The organism is Mucilaginibacter pocheonensis (genome assembly GCF_031456535.1).
GTDB classification, from domain to species: domain Bacteria; phylum Bacteroidota; class Bacteroidia; order Sphingobacteriales; family Sphingobacteriaceae; genus Mucilaginibacter; species Mucilaginibacter pocheonensis.
Genome location: NZ_JAVDUU010000004.1, coordinates 773,440 through 788,459, shown reverse-complemented (window position 1 = coordinate 788,459; position 15,020 = coordinate 773,440). Strand labels below are relative to the sequence as shown.

Sequence of the window (15,020 nt, the reverse complement as noted above, 5' to 3'; positions counted from 1 at the left end):
AAATTATTTTGTTAATGACATAACTCAAAACACATAAAAATAATTCATTAAGATATTAAGTTACTCGTTTGTTCTTTATAATCAGTTAATAGTTAAGAGGAGTTTTTTCCAGGAGTGGAGGAGACTTTGCATTTGTTAGTTCTAAATTTTAAAAAGAACTATAATTAGAAAATTCACAAAATATGAAATATAAACAAATACAAACAGATACTTAGCTTACTAAGCTAAATTAGCTTTCTGATAAAGCTAAAACGTAAAAAATAAAAAAAAGTATATTCTATAAATAATTTTAAAAGCATGAAGCATAAATTACTTAAAATTTTCATGGTTTGTTTTTTCGGCACGGTTTCAATGGCCTTTGCACAAAATAAAACCATAACCGGTACTGTTACCTCAAAGGACGACGGCTTGCCAATTCCAGGGGTAACGGTAAAAATTAAAGGCTCCAACCAGGGAGCTCAAACGAGCAATGATGGTAAATATTCCATTTCTGCGGCCGATGGTTCAACATTGGTATTTTCATTCATTGGTTATACTACTCAAGAGGTAGTTGCTACAAAAAACATCATTAATGTTACACTATCAACAGATAGCAAGCAATTGAGCGAAATTGTAGTTACTGGTTTAGGTATCAACAAAGCGAAAAAAACTTTAGGATATGCACAAACTACAGTAAAGAATGAAGACATCAACAGATCTGCATCTATTAACGCGCTTGGTGGATTACAAGGTAAAATAGCAGGTGTTAACATTTCAAACGTATCTGGTGCATCTGGCGGTTCAACCAAAATTATTTTACGTGGTTACACATCTTTAACTGGTTCAAATGCTCCGTTATACGTAATTGACGGGGTGCCCTTGAACAATGCGCGGTCTGGTTCTGATGATAATTTTGACTTTGGTAACAACGCCAACGACATTGATCCTAACTCCATTGATAATATATCATTCCTGAAAGGATCTGCCGCATCTGCCATATATGGTTCACGCGGTTCAAACGGTGTTGTGGTGATTACTACCAAAAAAGGAAAAGCCGGAGCTCCGGTTGTTAACTTTTCATCGGCAGCTACGGTAACAGATGTTGCTTTTGTTTACAAACCACAGAGTGAATTTGGACAAGGCTGGGATGGACACTTTGTATTGGGTGAAAACGGAAACTGGGGTCCTAAATATACAGGCCAGACATTGCCCTGGGGTTCCATTGTTGACAATGCACAATTGATAAGGCCGTTTTCGTTTATAAAAAATAACGTAAGAGACGCTTTTGATCGTGGATTGGAGCTAAATAACAACATATCTATTGCAGGTGGTACTGATGCATCAACTTATTTGATATCATATAACAACATTCATTCAAATGGTGTTTTACCAGGTCCGGCTGATAAATTTAACAGGAACAACTTTTCTTTTAGAGGAACTACTTCCTATAAAAAATTCTCGGCCGACGTTTCTATGAACTACGTATCAAAAGTTGGAAACTTTGTTGCAACAGGGCAGGGGCCAACTGGTGTAGGTACAACGTTTTATGAAAATATTTTGCAAATTCCTGGCAACATTCCAATTAAGGATTTAAGGGATTATAAAAATACATTCTTTAATGTAGATAATTACTACACTCCATTTGCCGAGAACCCATACTGGAATTTGAATGAGAATGGCAGCCGAAGCAAAAGTGACCGTTTTTATGGTAATATCAATCTGAATTTTAAAGCAACCGATTGGTTAACCATTAACTTCCAGCAGGGAGCCGACGTAACTAACTCCGGCGCTCGAATTTGGTACAATTCAAACTATCCGCTTCCGGGCAGCTGGGTTGGCGGAGCTAATACCGAGGGTGCTGTAAGAAAACCAGACGTGGGTAGTGTTGAAGAGGATAACTTCCAAAATTTTGAGTATGATAGTAAATTACAGGCACTGTTTAACAAAAAGTTCAGTACTGATTTTGATATTAACGGCCTTATTGGTGTCAACTATAATGACAGGGGTTCAAGATCACATATTTCCACTGTTGAGGTTTTGGCCATACCCGACTTTTTTAACCTATCAAACAGTTCTAATAAACCAATTTCTACGGAAACAAAACTTCACCAGCGTTTAGTAGGTTTTTATGCTCAGGGAACATTGGGTTTCAGAGATTATTTGTATTTAACCGTAACCGGCCGTAACGATATTACATCAACACTGGCAACAGGTAACAATAGTTATTTTTATCCCGGGGCCAATATCGCTTATGTGTTATCACAAGCACTTGGATTTACCAATAAAACAGTAACCTATGTTAAATTAAGAGGTAGCTATGGTGAAACTGGTAGTGACACAGGTCCGTACCAGATATATAATACTTTGAAGCAAACTAATTCGTCGCTGGGTTTTGGTAACCTACTGTTTCCGTTTAACGGAGTAGCAGGCTTTAGTATAAACGATATATTATATACTACCGGTTTAAAACCCGAGCGCGTAAAAGATTATGAGCTGGGTGGAGAGTTTAGGTTTTTAGATGACCGTTTAGGTTTAGATTTTACTTATTACCACAAGATTCGTAAAGATCAGATACTTAATGTGCCCATCGCGCCTTCAACAGGTTACGCAAGTCAGCTGATCAACTTTGGCGAGCTTACAGAACATGGTTACGAAGTGGCGCTCAATGCAACCCCTGTAAAAACCTCATGGGTTAAGTGGGATTTTAACTATACTTTTTCACGTAACAGGACTATGGTAAAATCATTACCTCCTGGTTTAGATAAAGTTATACTGAATGCTGATGGATATGGTGGTCAGTTCGTAGCAATGGCAGGTCAGCCGCTTGGTTTGTTACAGGCACCGGTTCCGGCATATGATCCTCAGGGGCATGTTATCGTTGATAGCCAGGGTTATCCTATTGCGGCTGCTGAAAATGGCACCTACGGTAATTTTCAGCATGACTTTGTAATGGGCTTTAATAACACTGTACGTGTAAAAGATTTCGCTTTAGGCTTTACCTTAGAGTGGGATAAAGGCGGTAAGTTTTATTCTGGAACTGCTGACTTATTTAACTTTGTTGGTGCAGATCCTAAAACTACTTACAATGACCGTAATCCATTCATCGTTCCAAACTCTGTTCAAAGGGTACTGGACGATGCGGGTAACGTAATTGGATATAGAGAAAATACTACACAAATAACCGAGGCTAACAATGATGACTTCTATTACACAACATCAAACAAAGCGTTGGCATGGTCAAGAGATATATTAGACAGAAGCTTTGTTAAATTAAGAGAGGTAACTTTAACCTACAACCTGCCAAAAACGTTCCTCAGAAAACTGGGGGCATCAAATGCAACAGTTGGCGTGTTTGGTAAAAATTTAATTACCTGGCTCCCTTCAGGTAACCATGTTGTAGATCCGGAAGTATCTAACTACGGAACTGATTTGGCAAGTGAGTACGGAGAGTTCAGAACAGCTCCACCATTAAGGTATTATGGTGCTTCACTAAAAGTTACATTTTAATTATTTGCATCATGAAAAATAAAAATATAAAAATTAAATCACTATTCGTTATACTGGCTGCCACATCATTATCATTTGGCTGCAGTAAAATAAATGATATAAACGTAAGCCCAAACGATCCGCCAATTGAGAAAGCCACCCCTCAGGTTTTATTCCCGTCGGCTGTGATGTCTACAGCAGGCCAGGTAGGAGGCGAATTGGATATCATTGGTGGCATATGGTCACAATACTGGACGCAGTCGCCCATCGCTAACCAGTTTAAAACCATTGATTCATATAACTTGCAAAGGCAGGATTTTAACCGTGGTTACAACGAATTATTTGCTGGTGCACTCGCCGATTACCAGTTAGGTATTACTAAGGCAAAAGAGGCCAAACTGTACAATTTTTATTTAATGTGTACAGTGATGAAAGCTTACACTTATGAAGTGCTTGTTGATTTATATGATAAAGTACCATATACTGAAGCTTTTCAGGGAGCAGCCAAGTTAAATCCTAAATTTGACGATGGCTTTGCCATTTACAAGGGCTTAATAGCTGAAATTGATGCTGCCTTAGCTACGGATTATAAAGGCGCTCCATTTGTAGGTAGTTCTGCCAGTACTGATTTCGTATTTGGCGGAACTATGGATTACTGGCTTAAATTTGCCAATACCTTAAAATTGAAAATGTATTTGCGCATGGTAAATACACATGCGGCCGAGGCTGAAGCGGGTATAAGAGCGCTATATGCAGCTCATGCTCAGTTTTTGGATACCGACGCCGGGGTAATAGAAAGCTCAGACAAGGTTAGTTATTTTACAGATGTTACCGATCAAAGAAATCCTATTTATGCCTATACTGTATTTAATTTAGGCGGAAACGATTTACGCGCGAGCAAAACGTTAGTAAGTTGGCTAACAGCACACAATGATCCTCGTGCGACCGTATATTTTGGAACAGCCAGCCCAATTTCCATTGACCAGGGCAACTATACCGCTCCTCAATCTGCACAGCCAAGTTATTATTCAGCCACAGCGCCTGCGTTTAAGGCAACAGACCCGGTGTATTTCTTAACCAAAGCCGAATCGCACTTTTTACAAGCAGAAGCAGGTGTCCGTTATGGAGTAGTTAGTGCGCAAACAGAGTTTCTTAATGGAGTAACTGCAGCTTTTGCTCAATATAGCTTAAGTGCACCTGCCGATACTTCTTATCAATGGGACAACACGTTTAATTCAGCTTCAACAGCCCGTAAAATAAAAAGGATCATTTATCAAAAATGGGCTTCGTTCCCTAACTCACATGCATTGGAAGGTTTTTTTGATCAACAGCGTACAGGTTATCCGGAAATATCGGATGTCTATTCTACTAATCCTCTTTATACTGAAGATACCAGGATAGATCCTTTACATCCGATAAATCATTCAGGTCAATGGGTGTATTCTAAAAACGGTGTAACTGGTGGCAGGTTCCCTAAACGTTTGGTTTTTCCAGACTCAGAACGCAGCAGAAATTCAAGCACTCCGGCCGAAGTTCCAATTACTACACCAGTATGGTGGGGTTTGCCAAATAAATAAATTTTAAATAGATAAGAATATGAAAAGATATATAAATTATTTGGCCATCCTAACAATATCGAGCATATTGTTAACAGCCTGCAATAAAGATAACTTCAATTATAAAGCGGGGTATGTTGGTCAATCAAAAATTACAAATTACGCTGTGTTTACAGTAAAAGGCGCCACAGCGGTGAGCGGCGTAAATTACACAGCTGTCGCTAAAGGAAGCGCATATACAGAACCCGGAGTTGAAGCTAAAGCGGGATCGGCAACCTTAAAGGTGACTACAAAAGGTACGGTAAATACCAGCACGCCCGGTGTGTACGTAATTTCATACAGCGCAACAAATTCTGATGGGTTTGATGCAACCGCTCAAAGGTTTGTGGTAGTTTACTCAACAGATGCAACAGCTGCCTCGAACAATTTTTCTGGCAATTATGCCAGAAATACCAATGGTTCAATAGCAGCCTGGACAAAGCTTGCTCCTGGCGTTTACGCGGTAAATAACCCTGGTGGTGCTCCTGGAACAAACTTAACCGTAGTTGTGTTTAACAATACGGGTAACAAAGTGTTTATTCCTGAACAGGTATCAAGCGATGGATCTGTAACCAGCTCTGATAACGAATCAACTGTAGCCGGGCCAGGTGGTACATTAACTCAGTATTCTATGAAGATTGTGAATCCTGGATATGGAACCTCCGTTAGAACATTTATTAAACAGTAAATTTATCAGAATCATGAAAAAAATAAATACTATCATATATACGGCGTTAACGTTGTTTGTAGTAGCGGCATTTACATCCTGCCAAAAGGATGAAAAGATAGGAGGAACCAAGGTACAATCTCTCGCGGGAGAATTTTGGGTAAAACTGGATGGTGGTAAAGGTGATTTTGGTGACAGTTACTATACCGTATTTACCTATAATACCGCTTCAAACCGGGCCGATAGCTTATGGTTGGATGATGGACTTGATGCCTCAACAGGGGTGCCTTTCTGGCAAATTAAAGGCAGGCTACACGCTGATGTACCAAACCTTACTTTCTCCGGTAAAGATGTTGCCAATCAGGATTATGAAAGTACTTTTACTGTCAGAAATGCTAAAATCATTCCTAAAGCAGCAACTGCGCCGGGCACTAAGACAAAAACCGATTCAATTTATTTTGAGATATCATTTAGCGATGATGCTGATCCTTCGGTATTTCACAAGGTTGGTGGCTACGCCCGAACCCGCTTTGATGCTGATGATCATTATTAATAGTTAATAACTCTTAATGCCAACCCGGAGCACGAAAGTGCTCCGGGTTTTTTATAGACTATTGTTTAGATATGCTGTTAACAATCAGACCAATTATAAACAACCTTTATTATGGGTGATTTTCACATATCTGATTTTTATTTTACATATTATGTTTGTAAGAACCAGATAGTTTTGTTAAGAATATTTGGTCAGTTAATAGTTAATTAAAAAAGTCAGTAACGCGAGGTCACTGACTTTTTCTTTATACGTAATTTAATAGGTTACGCCAAGTCTCCCGCATAATTTAAATATGCGAAAGTCACTTTTTTTAAATTGTTTGTAACGTTTTCGCCTTTATCCCAGTCTTAGGCTTACATATAACTTTAACATGAAAACATTTACACTACTGGCAGTTACCGGCGGACTTTTTTTTACATCGCTTTGTTTAAATAGCAAACATGTAAAAAAAACTGAGGTATGGTCAAAATGCAATGCGAAACATTGTATTAAGAAAGGCTGTGATAATGCAAAAAAGGGGAGGATTGGTGGTGTGAATACTAATGGCAAGGCCGCTTGTGGTCGCGGATAGCCATTATAATCACAAATCTCATTGTAAAATGTTGTCGGTAATTTTTGCTATATCATAGCTAATCTTATTAATAAACCCCAGTTGTTCTTTCAGTAAGTTATCTTCTGCTGATAGTTCCTGCTTCTCAACGTCAGGAACTACTACATTTTTGCCGATATTAAATTCAACAGGTTGGCTCTGTAATTTTTTGCAGCTTTCATTTAAAACCGATATACTTTTCTTAACCAGTTTAAGTGCCTCCGGATGGGGTTGCAGTGTTTCTTTTTTTACTAAACCAGAGGCTATGTTAGCGATGTATGATGAAAGGATGTGATTAAGCACCACAAACTTATGTACCTCTTTTACTTTACGCTGTTTGCTTTTAGGCTCAGATGTCATACGCTCGAAAGCTGCCGATAAATTGGCCGATTTTACATACACATCTTTACGGGCCAGTTTATACATGGTAGTTCCGGTTATCTTGCCTGACAGGCTTTCGGCAATAGTTATCAGATAGTTAATATTGGCTATGATCACATCGCGCAGGGTTTCCTGTATCTGCTCAAATTCCCAGGTAGGGAATATTACATAGCTTGCTATAAAAGCAATTGACGAACCTATCAGGGTATCTAATATACGCTCCTGCGCAACATTTAATAAGCCCACACCCAAAAACTTGAACAGAATAAGTACATAAGGTGTCATGAAAATTACGCTCACCACATAGTTTAACCGCTGAAAACTATATGCCCCTATCATGAATACCATTAAAAAGATAAACTGGGCAGTAGTATCAGGTATAAAGTTTAATATTAATATGCCGATAGCGCCGCCGCCAATGGTACCTATAAGGCGCTGATAGTTGCGTTGTTTGGATAAACTGAACCCGGGCTTTAGTATAACGATGATAGTTAACAGCACCCAATAACTATGATGACCCTGAGCCACCGTTTTAGCAGTAACAAAACCTACCAGACAAACTAATGCTACTCTTAAAGCATGTTTAAAGGCACCTGAGCCCAACGTTAAGTTATCAAAGAAAATATGCGGCGCGTAATCCTGGTGGGTTACAAATTGCGAATACTCTACATCGCCACGCACCTCTGTTGATTTTTGAGACGTTTTGGAATTGTAATAATTATAGATGTTGTTAATACTTTCGCTAAGGGTGCGCAGATTGATCAATATTTTTTTTAAAACCAGGTTACTGGTTTCCAGGTTGCTATTGCCAATAGCGTCAATTTTTAATTTCAGTTTTTCCAGCTCAATGTTAAAGTCTTTCAGGTGCCTGTGCCTGGTGTTTGATAGCACAATAAAGGCAATGTCATCCAACTCATCGGCCATGTGGTGCAGTATGCGGGCAAATTCATTCAGTATGCCGGTATCTTTAAATTTTTCCCGTATATAACTGTAATCATAATGCGTGGCCATGATCTGCTCAAACATATCAACCAGGTCAACAAACGTGAGTACCAGTATCCGACTGGCCCCGGTTGATTCCCTTACCAGCAGCCGGCTTTTAAACAACAGTTCACGAACGGCGTCCTGGTGCTGGCTTACCTGTATTTGCTGCGATACCAGCCTGCGGTAACTTTCGTCTATGTCCTTTTCCGGTAGATAAAAATCTGCTTTTATCCTTAAAAATTTTGCAATATCTGCTATATTTTCGCCAAGTGTTTGCTGTGCAGCCCGGTAAGGTCTTATTCCAAAAAATATAATGCTGAACACCATATACCATATGCCGCCCGCCAAAATGATTGCGCTATAGGCAAGCACGCCATTTGCAGGCAGGGCTTTATCCATCATAAATATCATGATGAGCAGGGACGAGGTACCCACCGATGCCGCCCGGTTGCCATAAACGGTAAACATGGAGAAAAGGAAGGAGAATAACGTTATTTCAAGCCCAAGCGTAAAAATATTGAGCCTTGCAAAGCCGGTGATAGCAGCAACGAGAAAAAGACACAGGTTGCCCACCGCCATAGAGTTGCGCTTATGGGAAATGGGGCCCGGATTATCAATTACACAAATACAAAGTGCACCTAATGACAATGTAAGCCCCAGTTCAAACTGGTTAAATTCCAGCAATACCAATGAGGGTAGTAATATGCCAATTGATATACGCAAACCATCAGAAAAATACTGGCTGTAAAAAAAGCTTTTTATTTCCCTGGTATTAATATTCATCAAAATAGTTATATGTTTTTTGAGTTAGCTGCAAAGCCATCTACAAGCAAGTTATAAAAATCTTTCAGCTTCATTATGCCTAATGATTTCTTTAACGTCTTTTTAATTCGAAATTCAGGTGCAAATTTACAATAATTTAATTTTTATGCCGTATTTTGGTAAATTTGGTATCAATATCATAATACTTTTATAAATTTAACTACTTTTAGCAGAATTTTAATTTTAGATAATTAAATTCACCCCCGGTTTTGTGCATTGGCCGGTACCGCTCAATTTTTACCAATTATTTTGAACTATGTCATTAACCTTAAAACTCAGTCAAAAAGAAACAACTTTTAACAACGAGGTTGTAACACGGTTTGAGTTATATAACAGTTTGTTTCAAACATTGCCTTTTTACCAGGTAAAAGACACCGGTATTTTATTGCCGTTTTTTAGTTCTCACTGTGAAAAAGGCGCAATTAAACAAGCATCGCCTACTGATATTATTGAAACGTTCTTTAAAAAATATGTACCGGATATTGACCATCGCGAACAGATAAACCGTTTGTTCAGGTTTATACAATATATTGAACGCCAGGTGGTTTTGTTTGACGCTATTGAAGATTCATCGTTTAACAAAATAGGTAAGTTTGATGATTCGGGCACGTTGCAGAGCTTGTTGCACCAGGCTACAATGAGCGATGAAACACGCAATAAGATCAGTGAAAAGCTTAAGGATTTTTCTTTGAGGCTTGTGCTTACGGCGCATCCAACCCAGTTTTACCCGGGCACTGTGCTGGGCATCATGACCGATCTTATAGAAGCGGTTAAAGTTAATGACATTCCAAACATTGATGTATTATTGCAGCAGTTGGGAAAAACCCCATTCTTTAACAAAACATCGCCAACCCCGGTTGATGAAGCCGTTAGCCTGTCATGGTTTTTAGAAAACATATTTTATTACGCCGTATCGGGTATCCAATCAAAACTTGAAGAAGAATTTGATATTGATGCAGCCGACAATCAGGTGCTTGAGCTTGGTTTTTGGCCGGGAGGCGACAGGGATGGCAATCCTAACGTTACCACGCAAACCACAAGGGAGGTGGCCAGCTTTTTAAGACAGCGTTTGTTCAGGTGCTATTATCGCGATTTTAAGGTGCTTAAGCGCCGCATTACCTTTAGAGGTGTTGAAAAAGCTATGGCAAAGCTGGAGAAATTGATATATAAGAATGCCAACGAACAGCACGATCCTAAGAATCTGCAGGGCGAATTACTGAGCCTGCTTCAATCTATTAAACAAACCATCGTGACTGATCACGATAGCCTGTTTGTTGATATTGTTGAAAACCTGATACAAAAGGTACGTTTATTTGGCTGTTATTTTGCCACGCTTGATATCAGACAGGATAGCCGCGTTTTACGCAGTGTATTTGACTATAGTGTAAAAAATATTAAAACTGGTATAGTTAAAGGGTATTCCGGCTTAACTGAAGAAGAGAAATTAAAACAAATAAGTTTTAACGAAGCTGATTTCCATTGTCCCGACGAAGCCGATGACATGACCCGCGACACCCTGAACACGATCAGGCTAATGCAGGAAATTCAAAAAAGCAATGGCGAAAAGGCATGCCAACGCTTTATTATCAGCAATTGCCAGCAGTCATCAGATATTTTACAGCTTATTGATCTGTTTTTATGGAGTGGGTGGAAAAAAGATAGTTTGAGTGTTGATTTCATGCCGCTGTTTGAAACCGTTAATGATTTGACCCGTGCGGCACAGATCATGGAACAGTTATATACCCATCCGTATTATGCCGAGCATTTAAAAAAACGAGGTAACAGGCAAACCATTATGCTTGGTTTTTCTGATAGTACCAAAGATGGTGGTTACCTGATGGCCAACTGGTCTATATACAAGGCCAAGGTTGAGTTAACTACCATGGCCCGTCAGTATGGAATAAGCCTGGCGTTTTTTGACGGCAGGGGCGGCCCTCCGGCCCGTGGCGGTGGTAAAACCCATCGTTTTTATGCCTCTATGGGCAATGAGATAGCTAATGAGCATATTCAGCTCACCATACAGGGGCAAACTGTAAGCTCGCAATATGGTTCCATTGAAACCGCCCGGTTCAATATGGAGCAGCTGATCAATGCAGGCATCATATCCGCATTACACCCTAACCATAACGATCTGCTTGATAACAGGCACAAGGACCTTATATCGCAAATGGCCGATGAAAGTTATAAGCTATTCATGGCCCTGCGCGCGCATCCTATGTTTGTAGAATACCTGGAAAAATACAGTCCGCTTAAATTATTGTCGCGTATTAATATCAGCAGCAGACCAACAAAAAGAAATGCCGGGGCGCCATTGAAACTTGAAGACCTGCGGGCTATCAGTTTTGTAACTTCATGGAGCCAGCTTAAACAGAATATTCCCGGCTTTTACGGTGTGGGCACTGCCTTGAAAAAGGTAAAGGACGATGGTAACTGGCAGGAGATAAAAGAGTTGTACAGAACTTCGGGCTTTTTCAAAACAATGCTGGATAACTGTATGATGTCTATGTCAAAATCAGATTTTAGAGTAACCGCATATCTGGAAAAGGATAAGAAGTTTGGCGAGTTCTGGAAATTGCTTAAGAATGAGTTTGACCTCACCCGCGAAATGTTACTTGAACTGACCGGAAGCACCGTACTGATGGAAGAATATCCTGTTGAACGCCGCTCTATAGCCATACGTGAAAAGATTGTATTGCCATTGGTGATCATTCAGCACTATGCTTTACAACGCCTGAATAGCAGCGACGACAGCGAACTTACCGAGATATATGATAAACTGGTGATCAGAACTGTTTATGGTATTGTGAACGCTGGGCGGAATTTAGCGTAAGGGCTTTTTTTGTCATTCTGAGACAGCGAAAGATCTGTTAACGAACATGCAAGTTGGCGAATAGATCGTTCGCCGCTTCAGCATGGTTGTTGCCTCAGTTGTTTTTTGATGGTTGCGCTGCCTTAATTACTTATCTGCAGGATTTTTCTTTTTATTGATCAGCATTTCTACCATTTTCGCCAAGCGGTCCTGGCGCGTTTTTTCCTGTTTGGCGGTTAATATCCATAATACGTATTCCTTTTTATTACTATAAGCCAACTGTTCAAACCAGGCCAGTGCACCGGTATGTTGTTCAAGTTCGGCTTTGATATAATCAGGCAAGGTAACCGTTCTGTTAGCTACGTCAATAAAAGCGCCGTACTCATTACTCTTTACGGCTTCGGCACGGCCTTCTGAAACTTTAACCTGTTCAACAGGACGAAAACGTAACGCTGTCCATGTTTCATTAATCGCAGCAGAAGCAACCGGGCGTAGCCCATACCGGGTTGGCGCATCCCAGCTGCCCGTCATTTCCAAATCGGTAACTATGCCCGACTTCTTTTTGGGATAGATGATCCATAATATGGTATCATCCTTTAATAAGGGTACTATTATTTGAAGATCGGCTTCCAGCTGAGCGCTATTGATAATAAATAGCTGCACGCCGTTGTAATGGCCATTTATATTGAAGTTTATTTCAACGTCAGCAGGGAGGGGTGTTAAATCATCTGCATAATGGGCCGGGGCGTTATACAACAACCAGCGAGAATTTGGCTTTATTTGTAGTTTTTTCGCGAGTGGGTTCATAGCTTGAACGGAAAATGTACAGCCAATTTAATAAGAAATTTGTATCAATTATCTATTTCGTCACTTTGGCAAAAAAATCCCACAATACTATGCCGGCCGATACTACAATGTTAAAAGAATGCTTGATGCCAAACTGCGGGATCTCGATACAGGCATCGATATTTTGCATTACCTCGTCGCTTACGCCATTTACCTCATTGCCGAATATCAAAGCATACCGTTCGTTTTCTGCAGGAGTAAATTCATTGAGCATGGTACTATTTTCGGCTTGTTCAATTGCGATGATCTTATAACCATCCCGGCGAAGTTGCTCTACAGCCTGCAAAGGGGTTTCATAATAGTTCCAGTTAACAGATTGCGTGGCACCGAGAGCCGTTTTTTCAATTTCGCGATGTGGGGGCTGCGCGGTGATACCGCACAGACATATTTGTTCAACTGCAAAACCATCTGAGGTACGGAAAATAGAACCGATGTTGTGCATGCTGCGTACATTATCAAGTACTACTGCTACCGGCAGCTTATCCTGTGCCTTAAATTCATCAACCGAAGCCCGGTTTAGCTCTTCTAACTTTAATTTGCGCATATTTTATAGTCCATGGTCCACGAAATATAACCATGGACTCTTAACAGCGCAAAAGTATTGATTAATCGCTTAATTTACGGCTACATTCAGTGAACCTACGCCATCGCCAATTAAAGAACTATAAACCGATGGGGCATAACCAATTTTATCGGTATAATACTGAGTTACTTCACGGCTAAAATCTTCAAAAGCATCGCCTTTTACCAATGCTATGGCACAGCCGCCGAATCCAGCGCCGGTCATGCGTGCACCGGCAACGTTAGGGTTGGTTTTGCTGTATTCCGCTACGGCATCGAGCTCAACGCCGCTAACTTCATACAAATCGCGCAGGGAATCATGCGAAGCATACATCAACCGGCCAAATTCAGCCAGGTTATTGTCTGCAAGCGCAACAGCGGCCAGTTTTACACGGTCGTTTTCTTCAATAACATGTTTGGCCCGCTTTAACACTACAGGGTTTGTTATCAAGTGCTCATGTTTTTTAAAGGTATCAGCATCAATATCGCACAGGTAGTTAATATCCAGGTCTTTTTGCAGGGCGGTTAGCGCCTCCTGGCATTCCTGTACCCGCTCGTTATATTTTGATTCGGCCAGTTGGCGGGGTTTATTGGTATTAATGATAGCCAAAACGTATTCGCCCAGGTTACTATCAACCGCCTGGTAGTCAAGCGTATCACAGTTAAGCATCAGGGCCTTGTTTTTTTCGCCAAAAGTAACGGCAAACTGGTCCATAATGCCTGAATTTACACCAATGAAGTTGTTTTCTACTGATTTTGACAATTTAACCAGGTCAAGCTTACTATATCCACAGTTAAACAGGTTATTAAGGGCATAAGCTGTAACCACTTCAATAGAAGCTGAAGATGAAAGGCCCGAGCTAATGGGGATATCGCCATAATAAAGCATATCCAGGCCTTTGAGCTGATGGCCGTCCTTTAAGAAATGATCAATTACACCAATAGGAAAATTAAACCAGCCATTCCCTTTTTTTTCATAACGTTGTTGTAAAGGAACATCCTGCTGGTCTGTGAAATTCAGGCTCCTGAAACGGAAAACGTTATCCTCATTAGGTGAAATTAAAAGGTAAGTGCCAAAGGTAATGGCACATGGCATAACCAGGCCGCCATTATAGTCAATATGTTCGCCAATAAGGTTTACCCGTCCCGGCGAAAAATATATATAATCTGCGTCTTTGTTATAAAGCTTGTTAAATTCCTGGTGTAAAATATTCTTCATTATACAGGTTTGTTTATTTGGAAAACAAATATTGTAAAAATTGTCAAATTTACAGTTATAAATTTAATTTTAATTTAAAAAAAATATTCTTTGCCGCTGGTATGGGGTTTTTACAACCATTTTTAATTTATAGCTTTATAAAAAGCGACACTAAAACAGAAAAACTGTTTTGATGTTGGATAAGAACATGATAAGTTTTGGCCATGAAACAATACCTGATTACCGGATATGATTATACCGATGCAGACGCGTTGCAACGCCGTATGAACGTGCGGCCGCATCATTTAGATGGCGTAAAGGCTCTGAAACAAAGCGGCAATTACATTATAGGCGGGGCTATATTGAACGAAGCGGGAAATATGATAGGTTCTGTGATTATAATGCAGTTTGAGACCGAGGAGGAGCTGGAAGCCTGGAAAAAGAACGAACCTTATATTACGCAAAAAATATGGGAGTCAGTTGATGTAAAGCCGTATAGAGTGGCCGATGTATGATATAAAAAAAGAATTTGTCATGCTGAACAGAGTGA

Annotated in this window: 11 protein-coding genes; 7 read left to right on the top strand and 4 right to left on the bottom strand. The window is 40.0% G+C overall.

The window, feature by feature from the left end; all coding sequences use genetic code 11:
• Positions 1–297: 297 nt before the first annotated feature.
• The 5 genes from J2W55_RS21540 (at position 298) to J2W55_RS21520 (ending at position 6,851) form a co-directional block, all read left to right on the top strand.
• Positions 298–3,486: a SusC/RagA family TonB-linked outer membrane protein gene (locus tag J2W55_RS21540; RefSeq protein ID WP_310100967.1), complete on the top strand. Its 3,189-nt coding sequence runs from the start codon at positions 298–300 to the stop codon at positions 3,484–3,486.
• A gap of 11 nt (positions 3,487–3,497) precedes the next feature.
• A complete protein-coding gene (locus tag J2W55_RS21535; RefSeq protein ID WP_310100963.1) occupies positions 3,498–5,042 on the top strand; it encodes a SusD/RagB family nutrient-binding outer membrane lipoprotein in 1,545 nt (514 codons plus the stop codon).
• Positions 5,043–5,061: 19 nt separating this feature from the next.
• A complete protein-coding gene (locus J2W55_RS21530) occupies positions 5,062–5,748 on the top strand; it encodes an immunoglobulin-like domain-containing protein (RefSeq protein ID WP_310100959.1) in 687 nt (228 codons plus the stop codon).
• A gap of 13 nt (positions 5,749–5,761) precedes the next feature.
• A complete protein-coding gene (locus tag J2W55_RS21525; protein WP_310100956.1) occupies positions 5,762–6,280 on the top strand; it encodes a lipid-binding protein in 519 nt (172 codons plus the stop codon).
• A gap of 370 nt (positions 6,281–6,650) precedes the next feature.
• Positions 6,651–6,851, top strand: a complete 201-nt coding sequence (locus J2W55_RS21520) for a hypothetical protein (RefSeq protein WP_310100954.1) — start codon at positions 6,651–6,653, stop codon at positions 6,849–6,851.
• A gap of 18 nt (positions 6,852–6,869) precedes the next feature.
• Here J2W55_RS21520 and J2W55_RS21515 read toward each other — a convergent pair whose 3' ends face one another.
• A complete protein-coding gene (locus J2W55_RS21515) occupies positions 6,870–9,017 on the bottom strand; it encodes an FUSC family membrane protein (RefSeq protein WP_310100951.1) in 2,148 nt (715 codons plus the stop codon).
• Positions 9,018–9,312: 295 nt separating this feature from the next.
• Between J2W55_RS21515 and J2W55_RS21510 the strand changes: the two genes are divergently transcribed.
• Positions 9,313–11,886, top strand: a complete 2,574-nt coding sequence (locus J2W55_RS21510; RefSeq protein WP_310100948.1) for a phosphoenolpyruvate carboxylase — start codon at positions 9,313–9,315, stop codon at positions 11,884–11,886.
• A 126-nt stretch (positions 11,887–12,012) separates the two neighbouring features.
• Here the strand turns inward: J2W55_RS21510 and J2W55_RS21505 are convergent, their stop codons facing one another.
• The 3 genes from J2W55_RS21505 to J2W55_RS21495 form a co-directional block, all read right to left on the bottom strand.
• Positions 12,013–12,672, bottom strand: a complete 660-nt coding sequence (locus J2W55_RS21505; protein ID WP_310100945.1) for a YdeI/OmpD-associated family protein — start codon at positions 12,670–12,672, stop codon at positions 12,013–12,015.
• A 52-nt stretch (positions 12,673–12,724) separates the two neighbouring features.
• Complete coding sequence (locus J2W55_RS21500) at positions 12,725–13,255, bottom strand: RNA methyltransferase (protein ID WP_310100942.1); 531 nt, start codon at positions 13,253–13,255, stop codon at positions 12,725–12,727.
• Between the two features lie 69 nt (positions 13,256–13,324).
• Positions 13,325–14,491: a galactokinase gene (locus J2W55_RS21495; protein WP_310100939.1), complete on the bottom strand. Its 1,167-nt coding sequence runs from the start codon at positions 14,489–14,491 to the stop codon at positions 13,325–13,327.
• A 203-nt stretch (positions 14,492–14,694) separates the two neighbouring features.
• On the opposite strand from J2W55_RS21495, the gene J2W55_RS21490 reads away from it, so the two are divergent.
• On the top strand, positions 14,695–14,985 hold the full coding sequence (locus J2W55_RS21490; RefSeq protein WP_310100935.1) for a YciI family protein: 291 nt from the start codon (positions 14,695–14,697) through the stop codon (positions 14,983–14,985).
• Positions 14,986–15,020 lie beyond the last annotated feature (35 nt).